The 24,699-nt window shown below is 45.6% G+C and carries 26 protein-coding genes and 1 tRNA gene; 5 read left to right on the top strand and 22 right to left on the bottom strand.

Annotation, left to right across the window (positions count from 1 at the left end; genetic code table 11):
* Positions 1–159: 159 nt before the first annotated feature.
* The 4 genes from fucP to murB all read right to left on the bottom strand — a co-directional run bounded on the left by fucP (position 160) and on the right by murB (position 3,998).
* Positions 160–1,464: an L-fucose:H+ symporter permease gene (fucP, locus tag CZ502_RS07000; RefSeq protein WP_076460981.1), complete on the bottom strand. Its 1,305-nt coding sequence runs from the start codon at positions 1,462–1,464 to the stop codon at positions 160–162.
* Positions 1,465–1,538: 74 nt separating this feature from the next.
* Positions 1,539–1,934, bottom strand: a complete 396-nt coding sequence (rbsD, locus tag CZ502_RS06995) for a D-ribose pyranase (RefSeq protein WP_076460979.1) — start codon at positions 1,932–1,934, stop codon at positions 1,539–1,541.
* Between the two features lie 13 nt (positions 1,935–1,947).
* Positions 1,948–2,871: a ribokinase gene (gene rbsK, locus CZ502_RS06990; RefSeq protein WP_076460977.1), complete on the bottom strand. Its 924-nt coding sequence runs from the start codon at positions 2,869–2,871 to the stop codon at positions 1,948–1,950.
* 227 nt (positions 2,872–3,098) lie between these two features.
* Positions 3,099–3,998 carry a UDP-N-acetylmuramate dehydrogenase gene (gene murB / locus CZ502_RS06985; RefSeq protein WP_076460975.1) on the bottom strand — a complete coding sequence of 300 codons (900 nt, stop codon included), beginning with the start codon at positions 3,996–3,998 and terminating at the stop codon, positions 3,099–3,101.
* A gap of 124 nt (positions 3,999–4,122) precedes the next feature.
* On the opposite strand from murB, the gene CZ502_RS06980 reads away from it, so the two are divergent.
* Together CZ502_RS06980 and CZ502_RS06975 are read left to right on the top strand one after the other, a co-directional pair.
* Positions 4,123–4,659, top strand: coding sequence for a 3'-5' exonuclease (locus CZ502_RS06980; protein WP_076460973.1), 537 nt, complete (start codon positions 4,123–4,125; stop codon positions 4,657–4,659).
* A gap of 13 nt (positions 4,660–4,672) precedes the next feature.
* Positions 4,673–5,095: a PAS domain-containing protein gene (locus CZ502_RS06975; protein ID WP_076460971.1), complete on the top strand. Its 423-nt coding sequence runs from the start codon at positions 4,673–4,675 to the stop codon at positions 5,093–5,095.
* Between the two features lie 28 nt (positions 5,096–5,123).
* On the opposite strand, the gene CZ502_RS06970 is transcribed toward CZ502_RS06975, so the two are convergent.
* The 4 genes from CZ502_RS06970 to CZ502_RS06955 all read right to left on the bottom strand — a co-directional run bounded on the left by CZ502_RS06970 (position 5,124) and on the right by CZ502_RS06955 (position 7,982).
* Positions 5,124–5,621: a GNAT family N-acetyltransferase gene (locus CZ502_RS06970; RefSeq protein ID WP_076460969.1), complete on the bottom strand. Its 498-nt coding sequence runs from the start codon at positions 5,619–5,621 to the stop codon at positions 5,124–5,126.
* On the bottom strand, positions 5,621–6,079 hold the full coding sequence (tsaE, locus tag CZ502_RS06965; protein WP_076460967.1) for a tRNA (adenosine(37)-N6)-threonylcarbamoyltransferase complex ATPase subunit type 1 TsaE: 459 nt from the start codon (positions 6,077–6,079) through the stop codon (positions 5,621–5,623). The genes CZ502_RS06970 and tsaE overlap by 1 nt, the downstream gene beginning before the upstream one ends.
* 168 nt (positions 6,080–6,247) lie before the next feature.
* Complete coding sequence (pta, locus tag CZ502_RS06960) at positions 6,248–7,222, bottom strand: phosphate acetyltransferase (protein ID WP_076460965.1); 975 nt, start codon at positions 7,220–7,222, stop codon at positions 6,248–6,250.
* A 55-nt stretch (positions 7,223–7,277) separates the two neighbouring features.
* On the bottom strand, positions 7,278–7,982 hold the full coding sequence (locus tag CZ502_RS06955) for a uracil-DNA glycosylase (protein ID WP_076460963.1): 705 nt from the start codon (positions 7,980–7,982) through the stop codon (positions 7,278–7,280).
* A gap of 150 nt (positions 7,983–8,132) precedes the next feature.
* On the opposite strand from CZ502_RS06955, the gene CZ502_RS06950 reads away from it, so the two are divergent.
* Positions 8,133–8,714 carry an LURP-one-related/scramblase family protein gene (locus CZ502_RS06950; RefSeq protein ID WP_076460961.1) on the top strand — a complete coding sequence of 194 codons (582 nt, stop codon included), beginning with the start codon at positions 8,133–8,135 and terminating at the stop codon, positions 8,712–8,714.
* Between the two features lie 52 nt (positions 8,715–8,766).
* Here the strand turns inward: CZ502_RS06950 and smpB are convergent, their stop codons facing one another.
* The 10 genes from smpB to gap form a co-directional block, all read right to left on the bottom strand.
* Positions 8,767–9,240, bottom strand: a complete 474-nt coding sequence (smpB, locus tag CZ502_RS06945; protein WP_076460959.1) for an SsrA-binding protein SmpB — start codon at positions 9,238–9,240, stop codon at positions 8,767–8,769.
* A 17-nt stretch (positions 9,241–9,257) separates the two neighbouring features.
* Positions 9,258–11,663 carry a ribonuclease R gene (gene rnr / locus CZ502_RS06940; protein WP_076460957.1) on the bottom strand — a complete coding sequence of 802 codons (2,406 nt, stop codon included), beginning with the start codon at positions 11,661–11,663 and terminating at the stop codon, positions 9,258–9,260.
* On the bottom strand, positions 11,647–12,426 hold the full coding sequence (locus CZ502_RS06935; protein WP_076460955.1) for an alpha/beta hydrolase: 780 nt from the start codon (positions 12,424–12,426) through the stop codon (positions 11,647–11,649). The genes rnr and CZ502_RS06935 overlap by 17 nt, the downstream gene beginning before the upstream one ends.
* 76 nt (positions 12,427–12,502) lie before the next feature.
* The gene (gene secG, locus CZ502_RS06930; RefSeq protein WP_076460953.1) at positions 12,503–12,742 is read right to left on the bottom strand and encodes a preprotein translocase subunit SecG; all 240 of its coding nucleotides are present in this window, start codon (positions 12,740–12,742) and stop codon (positions 12,503–12,505) included.
* A 65-nt stretch (positions 12,743–12,807) separates the two neighbouring features.
* The gene (locus tag CZ502_RS06925; protein WP_076460951.1) at positions 12,808–14,355 is read right to left on the bottom strand and encodes a ClC family H(+)/Cl(-) exchange transporter; all 1,548 of its coding nucleotides are present in this window, start codon (positions 14,353–14,355) and stop codon (positions 12,808–12,810) included.
* Between the two features lie 132 nt (positions 14,356–14,487).
* Positions 14,488–15,873, bottom strand: a complete 1,386-nt coding sequence (locus CZ502_RS06920) for an amino acid permease (protein ID WP_143457278.1) — start codon at positions 15,871–15,873, stop codon at positions 14,488–14,490.
* Between the two features lie 184 nt (positions 15,874–16,057).
* On the bottom strand, positions 16,058–17,380 hold the full coding sequence (gene eno / locus CZ502_RS06915) for a phosphopyruvate hydratase (RefSeq protein ID WP_076460947.1): 1,323 nt from the start codon (positions 17,378–17,380) through the stop codon (positions 16,058–16,060).
* A 91-nt stretch (positions 17,381–17,471) separates the two neighbouring features.
* Positions 17,472–18,221 (bottom strand): triose-phosphate isomerase, encoded by a 750-nt coding sequence (gene tpiA / locus CZ502_RS06910; RefSeq protein WP_076460945.1) that lies wholly within the window; start codon positions 18,219–18,221, stop codon positions 17,472–17,474.
* A gap of 70 nt (positions 18,222–18,291) precedes the next feature.
* The gene (locus CZ502_RS06905) at positions 18,292–19,497 is read right to left on the bottom strand and encodes a phosphoglycerate kinase (protein ID WP_076460943.1); all 1,206 of its coding nucleotides are present in this window, start codon (positions 19,495–19,497) and stop codon (positions 18,292–18,294) included.
* Positions 19,498–19,581: 84 nt separating this feature from the next.
* Positions 19,582–20,595, bottom strand: coding sequence for a type I glyceraldehyde-3-phosphate dehydrogenase (gene gap / locus CZ502_RS06900; RefSeq protein WP_076460941.1), 1,014 nt, complete (start codon positions 20,593–20,595; stop codon positions 19,582–19,584).
* A 266-nt stretch (positions 20,596–20,861) separates the two neighbouring features.
* Between gap and CZ502_RS06895 the strand changes: the two genes are divergently transcribed.
* Positions 20,862–20,933 (top strand) — tRNA-Arg (locus CZ502_RS06895).
* 101 nt (positions 20,934–21,034) lie between these two features.
* On the opposite strand, the gene CZ502_RS10950 is transcribed toward CZ502_RS06895, so the two are convergent.
* A complete protein-coding gene (locus CZ502_RS10950; protein ID WP_255372238.1) occupies positions 21,035–21,169 on the bottom strand; it encodes a hypothetical protein in 135 nt (44 codons plus the stop codon).
* A 106-nt stretch (positions 21,170–21,275) separates the two neighbouring features.
* Positions 21,276–21,407 carry a hypothetical protein gene (locus CZ502_RS10945; RefSeq protein ID WP_255372237.1) on the bottom strand — a complete coding sequence of 44 codons (132 nt, stop codon included), beginning with the start codon at positions 21,405–21,407 and terminating at the stop codon, positions 21,276–21,278.
* A 625-nt stretch (positions 21,408–22,032) separates the two neighbouring features.
* On the opposite strand from CZ502_RS10945, the gene clpP reads away from it, so the two are divergent.
* Positions 22,033–22,626 carry an ATP-dependent Clp endopeptidase proteolytic subunit ClpP gene (gene clpP / locus CZ502_RS06890; protein ID WP_076460939.1) on the top strand — a complete coding sequence of 198 codons (594 nt, stop codon included), beginning with the start codon at positions 22,033–22,035 and terminating at the stop codon, positions 22,624–22,626.
* Between the two features lie 111 nt (positions 22,627–22,737).
* Here the strand turns inward: clpP and whiA are convergent, their stop codons facing one another.
* Both whiA and CZ502_RS06880 read right to left on the bottom strand, forming a co-directional pair.
* Positions 22,738–23,679, bottom strand: a complete 942-nt coding sequence (whiA, locus tag CZ502_RS06885; protein WP_076460937.1) for a DNA-binding protein WhiA — start codon at positions 23,677–23,679, stop codon at positions 22,738–22,740.
* A 20-nt stretch (positions 23,680–23,699) separates the two neighbouring features.
* Complete coding sequence (locus CZ502_RS06880) at positions 23,700–24,686, bottom strand: gluconeogenesis factor YvcK family protein (RefSeq protein WP_076460935.1); 987 nt, start codon at positions 24,684–24,686, stop codon at positions 23,700–23,702.
* Between the last annotated feature and the right edge of the window lie 13 nt (positions 24,687–24,699).

The raw sequence follows: 24,699 nt of genomic DNA, 5'->3' as shown, positions 1-24,699 counted from the left end.
TTGTCCGTAGTTACCCTTGAGGGGCTCGCTTTCGACGCGGAGCTAGCCTATTGGTTTCCCGCGATTGCTGTGTAATATTCGGAGATAAAAAAAACATGAGGCTGAGAAGAAACTTCTGTTTCTTCTCAGCCTCTTTAAATTATTTCCTGGGAAATATTATTAATGTTCCTGTACTTGTTCAGGATGGGCCTTTTCCCACCGGTGTTCTGTCCAGAAGTAAATCGTAATAAGGGCAAAACAGATAGCTGGAACGATAAATGAAAATTGCATTGAACCAGTAAGGTCGGATACCCGTCCTTGGATGGTTGGTACAATTGCCCCACCGATCAAGGACATTACGATAATTGCCCCACCAGTTTCGGTGTACTTCTTTTCATGAATCTGATCCAGGGTGTGGGCATAAATTGTTGGCCATTCTGGACCAAAGAAGAAACTCGTCACGATTGCCGCAACAACCGCCGTCATGTTTGGAATGGTAAAAGTAATAATCAGCGAGATTGTTCCGAGAAGGGAGAACCAGGTAAGCACTTTCGTGATTGAGTACCGGTTTAAGAACCAGTTGGCTACCAACTTACCAAAGAACCAGGCGATGTAACTGTAAATCATGAACGTTGAAGCAGCAGCATCAGAAATGTGTGAGTCCAACCGTAATGCTAACCGGATGGTGAATGACCATACCGTTGTCTGCATCCCGGCATAGATAAATTGGCAAAGAACCCCCTTCATGTACCGCTTATTATGGAACAAGTAATTGAGCGTTTCACCAAGTGATGGTTGTTCTTCGGGTGCTTCTTGCGCTTCTTCTGCCGTTGCCAGTGCCTTTGCCCGCGGCATCTTAGTGACTGCCAGGACAATAAAGATAATAATCAAGACAATCAAGATGTACTTATACGGCCGTAAAGTCAGCTGCAATAAGTGCTGGTTATAGGCTTCCGCTTCCGCCTTCGACATTCCCGCAACTTTATCGGCAATGTTACCACCTTCACCAAAGATCAGGTATTTACCGAGGACGATCCCCATGATGTCTCCCAGCGGGATCAACACGTTTGCAACATTTAACCGCTTGTTAGCCGTTTCCTTGGGACCAAACATCGTGGCATAGGTGTCACAAGAAGTCTCCAAGAAACTCAAACCAATCGCAATCGCAAAGATCGCCGCTAAGAACATACTATAAGTTGCAACGTGTGAAGCTGGGAAGAACATTCCACAACCAATAATATAGAATAAAAGTCCGGTTAAAATTGCTAACTTGTAGGATGTCTTCTTAATCAAGATTGAGGCAGGAATTGCCATCAAGAAGTAACCACCATAGAATGCACTCTGCACAAAGGCAGTGGCGGTATCATTTAATGTGAAAACAGTCTTAAACTGGGTAATCAAAATATCGTTAAGACTCGCAGCAGCTCCCCATAACGGGAAAATCAAACATAAAATAACAAACTGAAACATCGGTGTCCGGTTCAGGTACCCATCTGGTAGCTGAACCCAACTTTGTTGTTTTTCGTTATTCTCTCTTCTCTCCTATGCAATTAATTTATTTAGAATGTAACCCCGGATTCGAGGATGATGTTGGAATATGGTGTCATCTCACCAGTCCGGATAAAGGCATGGGTCTTTGCAAGGTCCTTTTTTAAATCACTGTGGGGCATAAATTCAATTTCCACACCTGGCAATACCTTTTTGATGTTTTCCAACTGGGTTGGGTTTTGGTCCTTGATCTCATCAGCTAAGTAGATCTTTTGGACCGCCATTTCCTTTAAGACGTTGTTTAAAACGTCCATGAAACTTGGTAAGTCCTTGTCAACTGCCAGGTCAATCTTCTTGGTGCCCGCTGGAACAGGCATCCCAGCATCCCCAATTGACAACCAGTCCATGTGTCCCATGTTGGCAACAACTGCGGAAACTTCTGAATTAATAATTCCCGTCTTCTTCATCGTCTATTCCTCCTTATTTTTCTGCTAATGCCTTTTCAACTTCATCATTGGTTGGAATTGATGGCATTGCACCCATTTGTTGAACGGTCAAGCTTGAAGCTCGTTGTGCGTATACCAGGGCAGTAGCAACATTTGAAAGGTCATTTTGAAGTTGTGAACTCAATGCCCCAATAAAGGTATCACCAGCAGCCGTCGTATCAACCGCCTTAACCTTAAATGCTGGTACTAATCCTTGACCAGCCGGTGTGTTGTAGTAAACACCCTTTGAGCCAAGCGTAATCAATAAGTGTTTTACCCCTTGCTCATGGAAGTAGTCAGCACTCTTTGCCATTGAGTCTTCATCAGTGATCTCAATACCAGTAAGTAGCGCACATTCACTCTCGTTAGGGGCGATTACATCAGTGTAGTGTAATAATTCAGGAATGATCTTGTGGGCAGGAGCCGGGTTTAGGATTGTCGTAACCCCGTGTTGCTTAGCCTGCTTAAATGCTTCTAAGGTCACTTCTTGTGGTGTCTCAAATTGACTGATCAAGAAGTCTGCTCCTTCAAGGATGTCGTCAATTCCGGCTAATACATCAGTAGTCATCGCCTGGTTAGCACCACCGTATACCATGATGTCATTTTGCCCGTTAGCATCAAGGGTGATCGCTGCACTACCGGTCCCATGTAACTTGTCAGTAGTAATGTGGTGGATATCAATGTTGTCATTTTCAAGGGCTTCGCGCATGTATGCCCCTTCCTTATCAGAACCAACCGCCCCGATAAAGGCCGTCTTTGCTCCTGACCGTGCAGCAGCAACCGCCTGGTTAGCACCCTTTCCACCTGGTGCAGAACTCTTGCTTACCGCTGAAATCGTCTCACCAGGTTGGGGGAAACGCTCCACGTGGTAAGTTGTATCAACATTTATACTTCCTAAAACAACTACATTATTGCTCATAACTCTTCTCCTAACTTTGTGAACTTCTCTCAAAAACGTGACCCAAATATCCTATCATACTCTGAAAGCGATTACAAAGCTTTACGTCTAAATGCATAAAACGATATACCTTAAAAAGGCATGAAATCGCTTTTCCGCGCTGATTATTATTTTTTGATGAGCAAATTGTGAGCAACTTCCTTTAAACTTAAAAAACTAGCGCCGAAATTTGCGCTAGTCAATTAACATTAATAATCTTGGCGGCCGATGATCCGGACTTCTGTTTCCAAATCAACGCCGAATTTTTCTTTAACTGTCTTTTGCACATGGTGAATTACGTTGACATAGTCGGCTGCCGTCCCGTGGTCAATGTTCACGATAAATCCAGCATGCTTAGTAGAAACCTGGGCTCCACCAGAAGTGTAACCTTGCAAGCCGGCATCGTGGATCAGCTTACCGGCAAAGTAGCCTTTTGGCCGCTTAAAGACACTTCCACAAGAAGGCAATTCAAGTGGTTGCTTAGCAGCCCGCCGTTCATTTAAGTCGTCCATCGTTGCCTTGATCTCATCGTAATCGCCAGGTTCAAGGGTAAAGGTGGCATCTAAGACCACGCCATGGTTATCCTGAACGCTACTGTGCCGGTAGCCAAAGTCTAATTCTTCATTGTTAAGGTGTTCAATCGTGCCATCCGGCAACATCACCGTCACATCAGTAACAACATTCTTAGTCTCGCCACCGTAAGCGCCAGCATTCATAAAGATTGCTCCACCAATACTCCCGGGGATTCCTGCCGCAAATTCAAGGCCGGTTAACTTATGATCTAACGCTGCCCGGGTCGTATTGATGTACGACGCTCCGGCCTGCGCAGTAATCTCATTACCATTTACTTCAATATTATCAAGACGGGTAAGGATAATGGTCAACCCATCAATACCCCCATCCCCAACAATCAAGTTGCTGGCATTGCCTAGAACAGTCAGCGGCATCTCATTTGCCCGCACGTAGTCGACAAGTTCTTTTACCTGCGCCACGCTCGTGGGAAAAGCCAACCAATCTGCTGGCCCGCCAGTGTGGGTATAAGTATAATTCATCAATGGTTCATCTTGTTTAATATCAATCTCTGGAAATTCATTCATTAAGTTAGCCATTATTAGTCTTCCTTTTCATTTAATTCTCTCCTCAGCTATTGTATCATTTTTACTTAAAAGTTTTGAAAAAATTCCTCTTGCTCTGTACAATAAAAGTATTAACCTTTTACGAGGAGGATAATCGATGAACTTTGTGGCAATGGATTTTGAAACCGCTAGCGGCAAACGTTACAGCGCTTGTTCATTAGCTCTCACAATCGTCCGCAACGGACAGATCGCTGATGAATTCTACACCTTAATTAACCCCCATACTGACTTTTTCTGGCGGAACGTCCAAATTCACGGGATTCATGAACGTGACGTTCAAGATGCCCCGGACTTTCCCGAAGTATGGGAACACATCAAAAACTTCTATACCCCGGATAAACTGGTGATTGCGCATAATAACCGCTTTGATAATAGCGTCCTCAAAAGCACCCTGGAACATTACGGGATCGAAGCACCGGCCTACCAGACCCTTGATACCGTCAAGAGTAGTCGCCAGCTCATCCCCGGTTTAGCCAACTATAAGCTAAATACCATCTGTGATGCTTTAGACATCGACTTGCACCACCACCATAATGCCCTTGATGACGCTCAGGCTTGCGCCAACATCCTGCTTTACCAGAGTCATCACTTTACCCCTCAACAAATTCAACCCTTTATTAACATGGTTGGCTAAAGGAGCTTCAATAATGACTGAGATTAATCTTAAGGGTGGTCAGCTCACCCGCAAACAACTAAACACAATTTTTGAAACGATTCCCCAGGAGTTCGACTTCATTGATGAAAATGACATTGTCCGCTGGTCGTCAGCTAACCGTCACCGGATCTTCAAACGGACCGACGACGACCTCGGTAAGCACGTCCTGGAAGTCCATCCTGGCCACAGTGAAGGCCGGGTTAAGCAGGTCCTCCATGATATGCACAGTGGTGACCGTGATTCCATCAGCATCACAATCATACACCACGATAAGCCAATCAATATTTCTTTCTATGCCCTTCGCGATGACGATAATAACTATGTCGGTTGCGTTGAGGTCACCCAAGATGTCAGCAACCACCAACAGCGTGGTTCCCTCTGGCGAAACATTAAGCAGATGTTTAATAAAAAATAAAAAGAGTGAAAAAGTCACCGGTGGCTTTTCACTCTTTTTCTTCTTTAACATATTTCATCTGAATAGCATGGTGGCCTTCCTCGTCGGCGGCCCCGGTTTGGACAAAGTTCATCTTCTGGTAAAGCTTAATTGCCGGGAGATTTTCTTGAAAAACTGATAAGATCAGCGTTTCCAAGCTGGAATAATGGTCAAACCAGTACTCTGCTTCGTCAACGAGGAGCTGGCCGATGCCATTCCGCCAGTATTTCTTCCGGACAACTACCCCTAGCTCGCCGGTCGTCGGTTGGTCAGCAAGCACCATGATGGTCACCAGGCCAACGATCTCCTCGCCCAGCACCGCCAACAGCATCACACAGTCATCAAAGGTGTTAATCAGGTCAATGTTATGAGCCTCCTGGTCAACACTAACGTCCTGCAAGTGGGGAATTAGGACTGCATCACTCTCAGTCGCGGCTTCGCGAAGAAAGCGCAACACAGCTGCGGCATCAGTACTTTGAGCTAATTTAATTGTTACTTCATCTGCCATTATGCTGTCACATCTTTTACAATTTGCGTAAAGTGGGCCCCGTGAGGCTCAAATGCTAAAATCCGTGTCTCATCATCAGCCGTTCGCTTGAAGTGAATCGCTAAAAAGTCAGCCGGAAGTTCTTCTGCAACAAACTCGGCCCATTCAACAACACAGACGCCATCGCCATCAAAATATTCTTCAAGGCCAAGATCCGCGGCACCACCATTCTCTAACCGGTAGGCATCCATGTGGTACAACGGTAGCCGCCCATCCTGGTATTCATGAATAATGGTAAAGGTTGGACTCTTAATAATGTCTGGAATTGCCAATCCAGCAGCAATCCCCTTCGTAAAGGTCGTCTTGCCCGCTCCAAGGTCACCATCAAGGACAAGGACGTCCCCCGATTGCAGCTGCTCACCGATTCTTTTCCCCAGTTCAATCGTCTTCTCACGACTAGTTAAAGTTAATTCCTTCATCATTTTTCTCCTCGCTAAATAATTAACCTTATTGTAGCCTATTAGGGAAGTGAAGTGAACTATTCAGTCGCAAATGACTAGCCGGTCGCTGGAGTATACTTGCATCGACTTACTTTTAAAACAACAAAGAGGCTGGACTAATCCCAACCTCAGTTAAGTCAGTAGTAATTATAGTGCTTGCGCCGCCGTAATCAGGGCAACCTTGTATACGTCATCTTCGTTGCAGCCCCGTGATAAGTCAGCGATTGGGGCATTAAGTCCTTGCAAGATTGGGCCAACAGCGGTGAAGCCACCAAACCGTTGGGCAATCTTGTAGCCGATATTACCAGCTTCAAGGCTTGGGAAGATAAACACGTTCGCATGACCAGCAACTGTTGAGCCAGGCGCCTTTAATTCCCCAACTTCTGGAACAAAGGCCGCATCAAATTGCAGTTCACCATCGGCAGGTAAGTCTGGTGCCAATTCATGAACTTGCTTTGTCGCTTCGGCAACCTTAGTAACCATGTCACCCTTAGCAGAACCCTTAGTAGAGAAGCTTAGGAGGGCAACCTTGGGATCAATGCCGAATAATTTAGCAGTGTCAGCACTTTGCACTGCTACTTCGGCCATCGTTGGTGCATCGAGTTCGATGTTGATTGCACAGTCAGCAAAGATGTAACGTTGGTCGCCCTTAATCATTAAGAAGGACCCGCTGATCCGGTGAGCGCCTGGCTTAGTCTTAACGATCTGCAATGCTGGACGAACAGTAGAACCCGTGGAGTGAACCGCGCCGGAAACCATTCCGTCAGCCTTGCCCATGTAAACCAGCATCGTCCCAAAGTAGCTAACGTCTTCAAGCATCTTGTGAACTTGTTCAGGGGTGTTCTTCCCCTTCCGCCGTTCAAGCAGAGCATCAAACATTGCCTTCTTATCTGCTTCTGGATACGTCGCTGGATCAATGATTTGTAATCCGGCAAGGTCAAGACTGTTTTCTTCTGCCGTCTCGTCGATCTCGGCCTTCTTACCGAGTAAGATTGGCTCTACGAGGCCATCTTTTTTCAGCCGGATAGCAGCGCCTAGAACCCGCTTATCTTCACCTTCAGGGAAAACAATCGTCTTGTCTTGTCCCTTTACCTTTGCAGCAATCTCATCAAATAATTCCATAATGCAAGTACCTCCTTAATGGTTACTAAACATTTTTTAAAGTTGTGACTACTGGTTAGGCAGTCACGCCTTTATCGATAGTTGGGGTGGCGGGGAGTTGCCAGTCAATTGGCTGTTCTCCCATTGCCTGAAGTGCTTCATTTGTCTTTGAAAATGGGCGGGAGCCGAAAAATCCGCGGTTAGCAGAAAGGGGACTCGGGTGGGCCGATTCAAGGACAATATTCGTCTTTAGATTGATCAAGGTCTTCTTATTACGTGCTGCCCGGCCCCATAATATAAAGACAACTGGCTGTGGTCGTTCTGACAAGGCATGGATTGCAGCATCCGTTAGCCGTTCCCAGCCATGACCTTTATGGGAAAATGCCTGCCCATCACGGACTGTCAGCACTGAGTTTAATAACAAGACCCCCTGGTCCGCCCACTTCTTTAAGTAGCCGTGGTTAACCGGTGTACAACCGAGGTCTGCCTGCAGTTCTTTATAAATATTTTGCAAGGACGGCGGTACCGGTACCCCCGGCAAGACGGAAAAACTACACCCATGAGCCTGGTGTGGACCGTGGTACGGGTCTTGGCCTAAGATGACGACCTTAACCTTACTAAAAGGCGTCCATTCAAATGCCTCAAAAATATGATGCATCTCGGGATAAACCGTCTGATGAGTATATTCTTCCTTTAAAAAGTTATGCAACTGTGCATAGTACGCACTCTCAAACTGGGGTTTTAAAACTTCCCACCAGTCATTATGAATTAATTGTTTCACGATTATCAGCACCTCATTTCTTATTTTAGCATAAGTAAACAAAGCCGTGCGATAAAATGAAAGCGTTTTTTAGAACTGTAGTTTATTTACCAATTTTTGCAAGAAGCTGGTAAAATAAAGGATAGATTACCGAAGAATGGTGGTGGTAAAGTGCGACAATTATATATTCGAGACCGTTCGACTGACCTTCACGGGACAACCGTCATTCGTGATCAAAAAGGGCAGTCTTGCTACCTACTCGTTGGCAAATGGGGGATGCACCACGATGCGTTATCCCTCTATGCAATCAGCGGGGAGCTGCTTGCGGAAGTAAAGCAACTCACCCTTGGTCTCCTTCCTAAATTTGCACTATACGTTAACCGCCAGCGTGTCGGTACAATCGGCAAGGGTCTCGGCTTTATGCAACAAGTTGTCTATATCCGGGGAATCAATTGGATCATTGTAGGTTCACCGCTGACTAGCCGGTATAAGGTTTTCCGGGGCAGTCACCTTGTTTTTTCAATTCAGCCCGTCGAGTTCTCCGGGGGATATTGTCACGAGTTAAAGGTCAGTAATGAAGCGGACGAGCCCTTAGCGATCTTAGTCGCTAGCATCCTCAACCACTGGGCCCGCCGCGGCGACCAGGAACCACTCCTGGCCCGCTTACGCAAGTGCAATCCCACCTGGGGAACCAGCATGTCATTTTCAATCAGCAATCAGTTAAATAACCCAGTTAATAAATTTAAAAGGTAAGAGACCAGGGAGCCATTTCCCTGGTCTCTTACCTTTTAACGTCTAGAAGACACTAATAGTGTTTCATTACCCGTTCAATTTCTCGGTTTTGTTCGCGCCGCTTGATTGCTTCACGCTTATCATACTGGTGTTTACCCTTCGCCAAGCCAAGCAAGACCTTTGCATAGCCATGCTTAATGTACATTTTAAGTGGAATAAGGGTAACCCCCTTATCCTGCAACGCACCAGTAAGTTTATTGATTTCTTTCTTATGCAAAAGCAGCTTTCGATTGCGCAACGGGTCCTGGTTGAAGTAGGTTCCATTATCATATTCGCTAATATGAACATTCATTAACCATGCTTCGCCGTTGCGCACCTGGGCAAAACCGTCCTTCAAGTTAACCCGGTGTGCCCGGACAGACTTAATCTCTGTCCCCGTCAGAACTAAGCCGGCTTCAAATGTGTCCGTCACAAAGTAATCGTGACGGGCCTTTTTATTTTGAGCAACTAAGTTCCGGTTATTTTCTTGCTGGGATTTCTTAGCCATGTTATCCCTCCCCGTTTTTAATGACGGCGACGACGACGGTTATTATTACCTTCGTGGTCACGTGAATTATTGTGGTGACGGGTCTGTCCACGGTTGATTTGCCGGTTGTTTTGGTGACCATTCTCTTCATTGCTGTGGCGCCACTTACCCTGTGTATTACGGTAATGACCGCGGTGCTCGCCATTATTATTACGCCAACCACGACCACGGCCGCGACCACCACGCCGGTCATCATTATGTGGAATCCGAATCTTGGTCTTCGGGGCAGTTTCCGGATTGATCAACTCAAAGTCAACTTCCCGGAGATCCTTATCTGCCCGCAACAGCTTAACTTTAACCGGCTGCCCAATCTGGAAAATCCGGTGGGAGCGCCGGCCGATTAACGCCAAGTGCTTCTCTGAATACTCATAGAAGTCGTCCTTCATAACGCTAATGTGGATCAACCCTTCAACCGTGTTTTCAAGCTCAACGAACAGGCCAAACTTCATTACTGAACTGACAACGGCATCAAAGGTCTCACCAACGTGATCTTCCATGTATTCAGCCTTCTTCATACTATCGACATCACGTTCGGTATCAATCCCCCGCCGCTCTGTCACTGACGTATGTTCCGCAATCTCTGGCAATTTCTCCCGCCAGTGGGCCTTAGCACTCTCATCCTTGCCGTGTTGGTCATACCACTTGATTAAGCGGTGAACGGTATCATCAGGGTACCGCCGAATTGGTGAGGTGAAGTGGGTGTAATACTTTGCACCGAGTCCAAAGTGACCCAACTCTTCATCCGCGTACTTTGCCTGTTGCATACTCCGCAACATCATCACCTGAACCATCTGTTCTTCCGGCTTGCCGGCAACGTCCTTTAAGACCTGTTGTAACATCTTGGGCTTGATATTGTTAATATCCCCGTGGACATTAATCCCGAAGACACTAAGGAAGTCGATGAAAGACTTAACCCGGTCAGTATCAGGTGTTTCGTGGATCCGGTAAAGGAACGGCACATGTTCTTTGAAGTAGTGTTCCGCCACCGTTTCGTTAGCAGCAAGCATAAATGACTCAATCATCCGTTCCGCCAAGCCCCGCTCGCGAAGCTGGATGTCAATCGGGTGCCCCTTATCATCAACAATGATCTTTGCTTCTGGGGCTTCAAAATCAATTGCCCCTCGCCGCTTCCGGCTCTTGAGCAAGATCTTGTGTAATTCCCCCATCGTTTCAAACATTGGAACTAATTCCTGGTACTGCTTAATGGTCTTCGCATCATGAGCCTCCAAGATCCGGTTGACCGCTTTATAAGTCATCCGCGCATGCGACTTCATCACACTTTGGAAGATATCATGCTTAACAATCCGCCCTTGCTCATCAATTTCCATCTCACAGCTCATCGCTAACCGCTCTTCACCAGGGTTTAGGGAACAGATCCCGTTAGAAAGGCGCTTTGGCAGCATTGGCACTACCCGGTCAGTTAGGTAAACGGAGGTTCCTCGCTTAAAGGCTTCCCGGTCAAGCGGCGTCCCCGGCTGAACATAGTGGCTAACATCCGCAATATGAACCCCTAAGTGATAGTGACCATTATCCATCTTCCAAGCGACTACCGCGTCATCCAAGTCTTTCGATTCAATCGCGTCAATCGTCACTAACGGCTGCTTAGTAATATCCCGCCGCCCCTTCTTTTCTTCTGGCAGAACATGAAGCGGAATACTATTGGCCTGGTCCATGACCTCCTGGGGGAATTCATGTGGCACATCATGGGCATAGATGACCGACATGATATCAATTCCGGGTTCATCCTTATCCCCGATGACTTCCGTGACGGCCCCGGTCAAGACTTGTGGTGATTCATCGCTTGGGTAAGTCTCAATCGTTGCAGTGACGATCTGCCCATCAAGGGGCTTCAACCCCTTGGCAGTCACAAAGAAACGGAACTGGGAAAGCTTCTTATCTTTAAGCAGAATCTCACCGATGTAATTACCCACGGTCTCCTGCTTGAATTCACCGACCATTTGCTCGTAATTGTGCTCAACAATCCGGGTGACCTGTCCTTCTGGGCCCTGGTCACTCCCCGGCTTGGCAGTCCGCAGTACCTTGACCTCAACTGTGTCACCGTTTAGCGCGTGCAGGGTGTGGTCCGGGTTGATGTACATATCATCTAGGTCCGGATCATAATCGACAAAGCCAAAGCCCTTGTCATTACCGTGGAAGACCCCGGTCAGTGGTTGTTGTTTAATCACTGCCTGAAATTCTCCCTGGTCAGTAACCTGAACTTTCTTTTCCCGCTCTAATTGCGCTAATTCTTGAATGATTGGTGTAAATTGATCAGCATCAGTCATCCCCAAGTGGTGGGCAATCCGTTCAGCCGAAAAGCTCATCCCCGCATTGGCAGTTAAATGGGCCAGAATTTTTTCCTTTAGGTTATTGTTTGTTGTCATTAAGTGATACCTCGAATAAATTTTGTAGATATTTTTCAACATCGCTAAATAACTGGCGATGCGCAGTATTAATAGTCAATAAGTGGCTTGCGTCTGGGTAATAATGGTAGTCCACCGGTGTTTGGTTTGCCGTCAGCGCTTCTTTTAGCTGGGCGCCCGATTGTGAATCGATCATTTCATCCTGCCCGCCCTGGCCAATAAAAAATGGCTGGTGAATTTTTCCCAGGTCATCACTAATCTGGTGGGCCATCTCCTGAATTGCCGTTAGCTGGGAGGGTAATCGTTTTTCCAGTTTTGCAACCTTTTCCTCAATTAGCGCTGGTGACATCTTTTGCTGCCGGTAATAGTTAGCCGCCAGTTTGGGAAAGTACTCCGGAACATTAGACTGCCCCCAACTGGTGATTGGCGAGGCAAAGACACCCCCGCCCACAAGCCGCGGATCATTTTCCAGAGCCTTAGTCGCCAAAAGGCCGCCGAGTGATAAGCCAAAGATTGCAATCTGGTCAACCCCAACGTCACGAAGGCGAAAGATTGCCATCCGGGTATCATCCCACCAGTCCGCGGGCCCGCGCGAATCTAAGATCTTCTTGGGATCACCGCCATGCCCACTAAAGAGCGGCGCAAAGACAGTATAACCGCACCAGTTTAGATGGCGCGCAAGCATCCGAACATCGTTAGTATTGCCGGTGTAAGCATGGAGCAAGATTACACCACGTTTCCCACTATGGGGGAAGAAAAAGGACTCACCGGTATAAGTCTTCATTACAACATCCCCTTACCGCTTCCTTATGATAAAAAAGTACCCCCTGAAATTAAAAACTGCAGGAGGTACTTTAAGTTTAATGTGACGAAACATAAATCATTGCCAATGCCAGGATGAAGAATAACGCCCCGCAAATTGTCGTAACAATCTGCATAACCGCTTCAAACCCCCGGGCCTTGCGCCGTGAGAACAAGTCACCTGCACCACCGGTTAACGCTGACATTGCATCATTATTGTTCTTTGCTGGTTGCATCATCACACACGCGATCAGAACAACGCAATCAATTAAGAATAAAAACATTAATGTGTTATACAAGGATTTTTCCTCCTAATACTTTCACGCTATATCTTAATAATAATACCATACTTACCTGGCCATTGCTATCCTTGCGCATAATGAGCAGCAGTGGTTATCTCATGGTAAACCTGCTTCGTCATCGATGAATTAGCCCGTAGCAGCAAAGTATCTCCAGCCTGCAGTTTCGTTTGGCCGTTCGGAATTATTTTTTCTTCCCCCCGGTAGACAACCATCACGATACAGTCACTCGGCCAGTGAAAGTTCATCACCTTGCACCCGTCTAGGCGGGCCCCCGCATAGATTGTCACCGACATTGTGACATCTTCTTTCCGCTGCTGCTCCGGGTTATTGCCAATAAAGGCATTAAACATTGCCGTATAGACCGGCTCGCCATGCAGGGCGTCAACCACCAGGTAAGCAACAACGGCAACAATGGCCAGCGGCATCAGGTGGGTTAACGAGCCAACCATCTCCGTAATCAATAAGATCGCCGTGAACGGGGCCTTACTGATACAGGCAAAGTACCCAGCCATCGCATAGATAATGAAATTTGGCATATACCTAGCAGGAATCAGCCCCAACTGGACCATCAAGGCGCAGTACGCCGCCCCCAGGATTGCCCCCAGGGTCAAGATCGGTAAAAAAATTCCCCCAGGAAGCTGGGAACCATAACTAATCATTGAAAAGACAAAGCGCAGGACGAAAAGCCCGACAAACAAGGCAAGGGAAATCGGTAAGAAACGCAGCTTAATAATCAGTTCATTTCCCCCACCGAGCGTCAAGGGAAGGTACCATGCAATCGGGATCACCAGTAAGAACGGCACTACCGGGTAAGCCACTGGCGGCAAAAACTTAATTTTCGCCAGCCAACCGTTTAGCCGTAAGATGACCACCTGGTAAAAGCGGCCGAGAACCCCAAGTAAAATTCCGAGAACTAGTAGGTGCCAGTACAAACTATTCGGCAGCATATAATTATACGGAACATTGAGCACCGGTTTTAAGCCAAAGAACTGCATCGACACCATGTTAGAGCAAAGGGCACTCACAAACGTCGCCAGCCAGATTAATGGTGAGAAGTTATGATAAACCTCTTCCAGGATAAAGATTGTGGCGGCAATTGGGGCATTAAAGGCCGCGGAAAGCCCGGCGGCCGCCCCACTCGCAATCCCGATTTGTCGGTTCAGCTTGCCCGCTTTTGACCGCTCTTCAACCCCCTGACCAATCGTTGCCCCTAGCTGGATTGATGGTCCCTCGCGGCCAAGGAATAGGCCAGAGCCAATCGCAAAGATTCCACCGAGAAACTTCTGCCATAAAACCGGCCACCATTTTTCATCAAACTGGTTGGTCAGCTGCCCCTCAACCTGGGGAATCCCGGACCCCTTAATGTTTGGATTGCGCTGGGCCATCCACCCAAGGAGAAGTGCTAGGATCACCGACCCAACTGTCCACGGGACTAACCCCCAGGGGTGACCGTGAAAGTAGTGAAAACTCGCTTGAACAAATTGTAAAAAGTGCTGAATGATTAACCGGAAGAGACTTACGACTAGGCCGGTCAACATTCCGATGATAATTGCCCGCACTAACTGGCTTAACTGATTTTGCTGGCGAATTGTTTCTCCTTTACTATGCATCTTTTTCCCTCATTCGTTAAAAAGTCTAATTGTCATTTTACTACAGTCTCCCCAACCGTTGCCAACGAAGATCCTAAAAAATTCAGTAATTAAACAAAAAAGCCGTGGATAAATTCCACAGCCAATGAAATCCTATTCAACTCGCTGGCGCTTTAAGCCGTGCCGAGCAATGTAAACGACCGTAGCAATGATCAGGACTAGTGCCCCGACAATCACCGAAATCCGGGTGTCCGGATTAATGAACATAAAGACAACGATCACAATCAACATTATAAAAGCAAAGTAATTTGAAAAAGGGTAAAGTGGCAGCTTAAACGGGTGGTCAGTCATCAAGTCGTGGTTGTTATGCCGGAAGCGTAATTCTGCCAGCAGGATCACAAACCACGGAATCATTCCCGGAAGCACCGACGAACTAAAGACCACCACGAACATATCAGACGTTGACTTGCTATAAATTGAAGAAATCATATCGATAATAAAGCCGATCAAAATTCCCCCAGAGATGCCAAGAATGGCGGCATCTGGAACTACCCGTTTGGATAAGCGCCCGAAAATCTTTGGTGCATCTCCTTCATGAGAAAGTTTGAACAGCATCCGGCTGGAACTATAAATCCCAGAGTTTGCCCCGGATAAAGCTGCGGTCAAAACAACGAAGTTAATGATCGACGCCGCTGCCGTAATTCCGACTTTTGCAAACGTCGAAACAAATGGTGACCCCACACTGCTCAACTGGTTCCATGGGTAGATCGTCACGATCACAAAGATTGCTCCCACGTAGAAAATCAAGATTCGAAATAATACCGACTTAACAGACTTAACAATTGCTTCTTGGGGGTTAGCAACCTCACCGGCCGAGATTCCCAATAACTCAATTCCTTCATACGAACCAACAATGATCGACATTGAGAAGAAGAAGCCACTTAGGCCGCCGGTAAAGAAGCCACCGTGCGCCCAGAGATTACTAAAGCCAGTCGGGTGCCCACCATTACCAAAACCAAAGAAGATGACCATGAAGCCGAGGAGGATCATAAAGATAATTGTAATTACCTTAATCATTGCAAACCAAAATTCAAGTGACCCGTAGGCCTTCGCACTAGCAAGGTTGGCTAGTACAAGGAAGACGATGATTACCACCCCGGCAATCCAGGTATGCATATGCGGCCACCAATATTTCAGGTACTCCGTCGCGGCGACCACCTCAGACATCCCCACGACAATGTATTCAAAGACGTTCGCCCACTTAGCTAAATATCCCGCCAGCGGGTGCACATATTCTGTCGCGTAGTCCGCAAAGGAACCCGTTCCAGGATTGATGTAGATCATTTCACCCAGGGCCCGCATTACAATATAGAGGATAAGACCGACAAATGCATATGCTAATAAGACGGACGGCCCTGTCCACTTAATCGTCGAAGTAGACCCCATAAAGAGCCCAACCCCGATTGCCCCACCGAGAGAAATCATTTCCATCTGGCCGGCAGTCATCGACCGTTTGAGCTCCGGTGCCGATTTTTTCATTTTTATCATGTCCTTTTCGTCAAGTTAAACTCTTTAAGATTATATTATATTTTTTACCAAATGCAAACATCTTTTCTCATTACTTTTTAATGTTGTTTGATTTTATTTTTTTAGCGTTTAAAACGAAAAAGAAGCCGGAGAAAATCCAGCTTCTTTTTACAATCAACAGCGTGTTGTCTGCTGATTAACGGTTTTCGATATCTTGACGAGCTTGTTCACTCAAGTTGTAGAATGAGTGGATACCCTTGTACTTAGCTACGTCGCCAAGTTGATCTTCAATCCGCATTAATTGGTTGTACTTAGCAAGACGGTCAGTCCGGCTCATTGAACCAGTCTTGATTTGTCCAGCGTTAGTAGCAACAACTAAGTCCGCAATGGTTGTGTCTTCAGTTTCACCAGAACGGTGGGAAACGATGGCAGTGTAACCAGCTTCCTTAGCCATTTCGATAGCTTCAACAGTTTCAGTCAAAGTACCGATTTGGTTAAGCTTGATTAAGATTGAGTTAGCAGCACCCATCTTAATTCCCTTCTTCAAGTAATCAGTGTTGGTTACGAAGAAGTCATCACCAACAAGTTGAACCTTCTTGCCTAACTTGCTTGTGATGGTTACCCAGTCATCCCAGTTGTTTTCGTCAATTGGGTCTTCAACAGATACTACTGGGTACTTTTCAATGATTCCTGATAAGTAGTCAATCCATTCTTCAGTGGTGTATTCTTCACCAGTTGACCAACGAAGCTTGTACTTCTTGTCTTCGTCATTCCATAATTCTGATGCAGCAACGTCAAAGGCAATGGCAATGTCCTTACCTGGCTTGTAACCTGCATCTTCAATTGCCTTGATTAAGTATTGGAATGGTTCTTCGTTGTTAGCAAAGTCAGGAGCAAATCCACCTTCGTCACCAACAGAGGTTACCTTACCAGCATCTTCCAATTCCTTCTTCAAAGCGTGGAAAGTTTCTGAACCCCAACGAATAGCTTCACGAACAGTTGGTGCACCAACTGGCATGATCATGAATTCTTGGAAGTCAACCTTGTTATCTGAGTGCGCACCACCGTTGATAACGTTCATCATTGGTGTTGGCAATACGTGAGCGTTGAAACCACCAAGGTAGTTGTAAAGAGGTACTTGTAATTCGTCAGCAGCAGCCCGAGCAGCAGCTAATGAAACAGCTAAGATTGCGTTAGCACCTAACTTGCCCTTGTTTGGAGTACCGTCCAACTTGATCATTGCCTTGTCGATTGCAATTTGGTCAGTAACTTCCATGCCAACGATTTCCTTAGCAATGATGTTGTTTACGTTTGAAACAGCCTTTAAAACACCCTTACCGCCAAAACGGTTCTTGTCGCCGTCACGTAATTCTACGGCTTCGTGTTCACCAGTTGAAGCACCGGAAGGAACGATCCCGCGGCCAACACCGCCGGCTTCTGTATAAACTTCTGCTTCAACTGTTGGGTTACCACGTGAATCAAGAACTTCGCGTGCGTAAATATCTGTAATGAGTGACATTTGATGAATCTCTCCTCTGTCAATTATTTGGAAAGCAATTCCACTTAACATTGTATTATTTTGCACAACTAAAAACAAGCATTTAACGGGGTTAATGGTTAACTAATTGCAAAAATGTTGTTGGATTTAAGCTGTCTTTTCCCACTAAAACACCATCAATATCTTGCTTCGCCATTAACGAATTAATATTTACCGTGGTGACACTCCCGCCGTATAAGATACGGACGTTATTTGCAACATTATCACCGTACATATCCGCAATTGTCTGCCGAATAAGGTAACAACCTTCCGCCGCCTGTGCCGGATCAGCACTATCGCCAGTCCCAATCGCCCAGCTTGGTTCATAGGCAATCGTCACGTGGCAAATCTCATCATCAGATAGGCCATGCAGGTCAGCTAAGATCCGGCTAACGACCCAGTGGACTTTTTTGCCGGCAACTCGCCGTCCCATTGTGTCATCGCAGCAGACGATTGGACACAAGCCATTTTTCAATGCCGCCTTAACCTTTTTATTAATTAACTCGTCAGTTTCATGAAAGTATGTCCGCCGCTCAGAATGACCAAGGATGACGTGATGGATTCCCGCCTGGTACAACGCCCGCGGGCTCGTTTCACCAGTATAAGCGCCGGCATCCTTGTAATAGCAGTTTTCTGCCATCAGCTTTAATGGGGATCCTTCCGCTGCCTCAATCATCGGGACTAAACACAGCGTGGGAGCAGCGAGGGCGGTTTCTAACTGACTAGCTGGCGGCAATGAGGCCTTGATCTGGTTGACAAAGGCGATGGCTTCTGCCACATTTTTATTCATTTTCCAGTTCCCTGCAACAATTGGTACCCGCATTTTTGTTCACCCTCTTAATGATTCAAAAAAAGCGGAACTTGCCTAAAGGCTTGTCCCGCGTTTAATTAATTTACTTTTCAGAAATTGCTGCAATTCCTGGTAATTCTTGGCCTTCAAGGTAAGTCAATGAAGCACCACCACCAGTTGAAATGTGGGTAAGCTTGTCAGCAACACCCAATTCCTTAACAGCGGCAGTTGAGTCACCACCACCAACGATTGTCGTCGCATCAGTCAAAGTACCAAGGAACTTACCAATTTCAAGGGTTCCCTTAGCGAAGTTTGGCATTTCAAATACACCCATTGGGCCATTCCAAACAACCGTCTTGGCATCCTTTAAAACATCCTCGTATAACTTAACTGTCTTTGGACCGATGTCTAAGGCCATCCAGCCATCGTCAATGTCGCCTTCAACAACCTTGCTGTCAGCATCGTTGTTGAACTTGTCAGCTACGACGTTGTCAATTGGCAATACTAACTTGTCGCCAGCCTTGTCAAGGATTTGCTTAGCAACGTCGATCTTGTCCTTTTCGACAAGGGAATTACCGATCTTGATACCCTTAGCAGCGTAGAAGGTGTAAGCCATCCCACCACCGATGATAATCTTATCAGCCTTTTCAAGAAGGTTGTCGATAACACCAATCTTGTCAGAAACCTTCGCACCACCTAAGATGGCAACAAATGGCCGTTCTGGGTTATCAACTGCGTCACCCAAGAACTTGATTTCCTTTTCCATCAAGTAACCGGCAGCAGCCTTGCCAGGCATGTTAGTAGCAATTCCAACGTTTGAAGCGTGCTTCCGGTGAGCAGTACCAAAAGCATCATTTACAAATACGTCACCGAGTGAAGCCCAGTACTTCCCTAATTCAGGGTCGTTACCAGATTCACGCTTTACGTATTCGCCATCCTTAACATCTTCGTAACGGGTGTTTTGAACAAGCAAAATTTCACCGTTCTTCATGTTGTCAATTGCGTCTTCTAATTGCTTGCCTTCAGTAACTGGCACAAAAGTTACTGGCTTATTGATTAAGTTAGAAAGACGTTCAGCAACTGGGCGCATTGAAAGGCCTGGCTTGTCTTCTTCCTTCTTAATCCGACCAAGGTGGGAGAATAATACTGCCCGGCCGCCATGGTCGATAACGTACTTAATGGTTGGTAATGCAGCGACGATCCGGTTGTCATCACCAACAACGCCGTCCTTAATTGGAACATTAAAGTCGACCCGCATTAAAACTTTTTTACCTTCTAAAGGAAGGTCTTCTACAGTTAATTTAGCCATATGTTTGTTTCCTCCTTCTTGATGAAAAAAGGTGAGCGGAGTATACCTCCTCCCACCTTAATCAATTAATCCAGACTTACTCGATTAGAGAGTAGCGAAGTGAAGCAAAGTCCGGATCATGTTGCTGGTGAAACCGTATTCGTTGTCGTACCAAGCAACAGTCTTAACTAATTGTGAACCGTCGTCACCTTCCATGATTTCAGTTTGGGAAGGATCGAAGACAGAACCGTAAGTTGAACCAATGATATCAGTTGATACAATTGGGTCTTCAGTGTAACCGTAAGCGTCGTTACCTTCAGTAGCCTTCTTCATCAAGTCGTTAACTTGGTCAACAGTAACCTTCTTGTCCAAGATTGAAACAAGTTCAGTTAATGAACCGTCAACAACACCAACACGTTGTGCGTGACCTGAAAGCTTACCGTTTAATTCAGGAATAACTAAACCGATAGCCTTAGCAGCACCACTTGAGTGAGGAATAGTGTTTACACTTGCAGTACGGTTGTTACGCATCTTCTTACCACGAGGGCCATCAAGGATAGCTTGAGTAGCAGTAAATGCGTGGATAGTAGTCATCGTACCAACCTTGATACCAAATTCCTTGTTAAGGAAGTAAGCCATTGGTGCAAGGCATGAAGTAGTACATGAACCAGCTGAAACGATCTTGTCTTCAGCCTTCAAAGTATCCAAGTTAACGCCAGGAACAACAGTTGGGATGTTACCAGCAGGTGCTGAAATCAATACACGCTTTGCGCCAGCGTCCAAGTGTGCTTGTGACTTTTCAGCAGAAGTGTAGAAACCAGTACATTCAAGGACAAAGTCAACACCATCGTTCTTTACCCAAGGAATGTTACGTGCGTCACGTTCAGCGTATACAGGGTATTCCTTACCATCAACAACAATACCAGTATCAGTAGCTGAAACTTCACCAGGGAACTTACCATGAGTTGAGTCATACTTGAGTAAGTAAGCCAACATTGATGGCGTAGTCAAATCGTTAATTGCAACAACTTCAATGTCATCAGTGTGAAGTTCATGAATCCGACGGAATGCTAAACGACCAATACGGCCAAAACCGTTAATACCAATTTTTACAGTCATACTGCAAATTCCTCCTTTAGGAAAAACATAATTAATGTACCTGTTTAGTTTATCACATTACATCAGCATCGCAAGGTCAACCATTGTAAGTGACGCAGTGGTAAGGTCTAAACATCGTACATACCCTACGACCTTAATAATACTCATCTTAAAGTGAATTGTCTATTCAAACATAGCAAATTTCTGATGTAAGCGGTTTTTTGATTAATTTTTTCAAATAATGCTTGCAATTCATTTTAGAGTAAGATAATATAATATTTGTTGACGCGCCCTTAGTGTAATGGATCGCACGTGAGATTCCGGTTCTCGAGATCCGGGTTCGACTCCCGGGGGGCGCATCCTAGAAAACGACCGAGTTAATTCTCGGTCGTTTTTGTTTTTGCAATAATGGCATGAAAAAGCACCGCTCAATTTTGGGCGGTGCTTTTTCTATAGAATGTTATTTCTGGCTAAAGCTGGTATTCGGCAGCATCATGACAATTCCTGCCAGGTTAAAACTCAAAAACAGTGCTAGTCCCGGAAGTTCAATTAAGGTCGTCGGGGCCCCGTAGGCAACCAGCATTAAAATGTTCATTTACTGTCACAAGGCCGATGAACACACATCAATCAATAACCAAGTGTGCAAGTATTATTTAAAAATAAAAAGGCCAGGATATGCCTGACCCTTTATGATTTTTAAATTACTTTTCTTCAGCTGGCTTTTCCTTTGCCCACTTACGAATAGCTTCAATCTTCTTTTCTTTTAATGCTCGCTTGTACTTAGGAGCGATTGGACGACGACCTTGAACGCCGTATGGGTGTGCTTTACGCATGTGAATATGCCTCCTTTATTATTAAACGTAAATTAATTAACGTTTCGATTATACCGGTCCATGCAATAAAAAGCAAGTCCTTCAATAATTTCACTTTTTTGCGAAATTATTTGCCATTTTGATAAACGATTATCTTCCCCGCCATGACAATTCCTCCACCAATAAGACTAGACCAATTTATCGTTAGTTTTTATAAATCCCATTAAATAAAGGCTTGCAAATCATACCAATTATAGTATTATACAAGGTGAAGTTATGAGATATAAAGTTATGAGCAAGATGCTCGTGGAGGAATTTATGATGAAGACAAACGCATTAAACATCTTTAATGTTACAACTAATTGGAAAGAATTAGACCAAGAATGTGCTGCCGCTGAATTAGCCTTAGTAAGCGAAAGCCTTAATCAAAAGTAATCATCAGATTATCTTGGGGGAACCGGCGCTGGGACGTAATTGTCGACAGCGTCGTTTTTTTGTGCTTTACTTACATTGTTACGCCGATTGGTTAAATTATTTTAGGATTTGCTTGTTAAATATTTGACCTTTTTTGACCAATCGAGTATAGTAATATTATCCGTTAGCATCTGACGCTGACGAGTGCTAATTAAATTAAGGAGGCCACACTATGAACTTAGTTCCAACTGTCATTGAGCAATCATCACGCGGTGAACGTGCTTATGACATTTACTCACGGCTTCTGAAGGACCGGATCATTATGCTTTCTGGCCCAATCGAAGACGAAATGGCAAACTCAATTGTTGCGCAACTCTTGTTCTTAGACGCGCAAGATTCAACTAAAGACATTTACTTATACATCAACTCTCCTGGTGGTGTTGTTACCTCTGGGATGGCAATCTACGATACGATGAACTTCATCAAGGCTGATGTTCAAACCATCGTTATCGGGATGGCAGCATCAATGGCAAGTGTATTAGTATCTTCAGGTGCAAAGGGTAAGCGGTTCGGTTTACCACACTCTCAAGTATTGATTCACCAACCATCTGGTGGTGCCCAAGGTCAACAGACGGAAATCGAAATTGCTGCTACTGAAATTTTGAAGACCCGGAAGATGATTAATGGCATCTTGGCTGAAAATTCAGGACAGTCAATCGAAAAGATTAACCACGATACTGAGCGTGACCACTACTTGTCAGCTCAAGAAGCGGTTGATTACGGCCTGCTTGACGGAATTATGGAAAATAATTCCAAGTTAAAATAAATGATTAAAAGAGCTGCAAATTTTTGTAGCTCTTTTATATTAGAAAAAGCCTCGCGAGCAACCATGGACAGCAATATCTGTCCACGGTTAGCTACGCGAGGCTTTTTTCTTTTAACCAATTTTTTGTGATGCCCGTAATTCATCAGCGTATGCGTTTAACTTCCGCAAGCGGTGGTTAACACCGGACTTTGAGATTGGACCACCAGGCACCAGCTCTCCTAGTTCCTTTAAGCTAACCTCCTGGTGGGCAAGCCGCGTCTCGGCAATTTCCCGCAACTTATCAGGGAGGCTCCCCAGCCCCACCCGTGAGTCAATAAATTCAATGTTTTTAATCTGCTTCGTTGACGCATTGGCAATCTTATTTAGGTTGGCATTTTCGCAGTTAACTAACCGGTTGACCGAATTACGCATATCGCGAACAATCCGGAAGTTTTCAAATTGCAGCATCGAGTTTGTCGCCCCAATCAGCGACATAAAGTTCGCAATTTTTTCTGCTTCCTTGAGGTAGACAATAAAGCCACTACGCCGGGCGGTTGTTTGGGCGTTTAAGCCAAACTTATTCATCATCTCCGCAATCATTTCATTGTGTTCCTCGTAAAGGGAGTAAATCTCTAAATGGTAGCGGGAGGTTTCTGGGTTATTAACCGACCCTCCTGCCAGAAAGGCTCCCCGCAGGTATGACCGCACCATCCACTCGTCCTTGAGCAGTTCCAATGGTACTTGCTCCTTGATTTGGAAATTTTGCAGGATTCCCAGGTCATCAAGGACCCGTTGCGCGGAATACCGTAAACGGACAATATATTGGTTATTTTTCTTCAGTTTCATCTTCCGGCGGACGACGATTTCACTCTCAACCTTATAAAATTGCTTAAGTAACGAATAAATTCGCCGGGCAATCGCCGGATTTTCAGTTTGAATATTAAGAATTAAACTTCGATTTGCTAGACCGATTGATCCATTCATCCGGATCAATGCCATTAGCTCTGCTTTAGCATTATCGCGGTGGACTTCAATCCCCGTTAATTCTTTTTTAACATCACTCGCATATGACACGCGGCATCGGCCTCCTTTTTTTAATCATGGACCTGGTGTAATCGATTCATCAGTTCCGCAACTACTTTATCCCGGTCATGAAACGCCCCGTTATCCTTCAAGCGAAGGAAGTTGGAACTAATCACCCGGCACCCCTGTTCGCGGAGCCCCTGGAAGTCATGACCAACTGGTTGGGAAATCTCATTCCATTCTTGAAAATCAAGGTAGTTTTCTGGTACTGGCTGAATATTAACCAAGACAGTATCAATAAAATTCTTGCCGAGGTGGTGGTTTAAGACGCGAACGTGGTCGGCATCAGTGAAGTGATCCGTTTCACCCTTTTGCGTCATGATATTACAGATATAAACAACCTCAGCTTTACTCTCACAAACAGCCTCGCCAACTTCTTTAATCATCAGGTTAGGCAAGATACTGGTAAACAGGCTCCCCGGGCCAAGGACAATCTGGTCTGCTTCTTTAATCGCCGAGATCACCTCGGCAACCGGTTGGGCAACGTGACCATCACTATCAGCAGCCGGGGTCACCCAGACCCGCTTCACCTGTTTATGGGCCTTCGTAATTTCTGATTCACCACGCAGAATTGTCCCGTCAGTGAACTCAGCATTTAACGTTAACGGCTCATTGGCAACGGGGTATACGTGGCCATTGATCTTCATCATCGCTGATAATTCCTGAACCGCTGAAAAGATTCCCCCCTTCATCTCCGAAAGTGCGGAGATGATGAGATTCCCAATGGCGTGACCGGCAAAGAACTGATCGCTACTCTTAAAACGGTACTGGAATATATTAAGTTCAAGGTCTGGCAATTCTGATAACGCTACTAACACGTTTCGAATATCACCAGGTGGCACAACATTAATATAGTTTCTCAAAATCCCAGAAGACCCGCCATCATCTGCGACAGTAACAACCGCGGTAACGTCCGCATCCTGGTCACGTAATCCCCGTAACACAACGGGCAATCCTGTTCCCCCGCCGATTACGACAATCTTTGGTTTATGCAACATAACTAAAACTCCT

The sequence above is a fragment of the Limosilactobacillus caccae genome (genome assembly GCF_900156885.1).
GTDB lineage: Bacteria > Bacillota > Bacilli > Lactobacillales > Lactobacillaceae > Limosilactobacillus > Limosilactobacillus caccae.
This window is presented reverse-complemented; position numbering and strand designations above follow the sequence as displayed.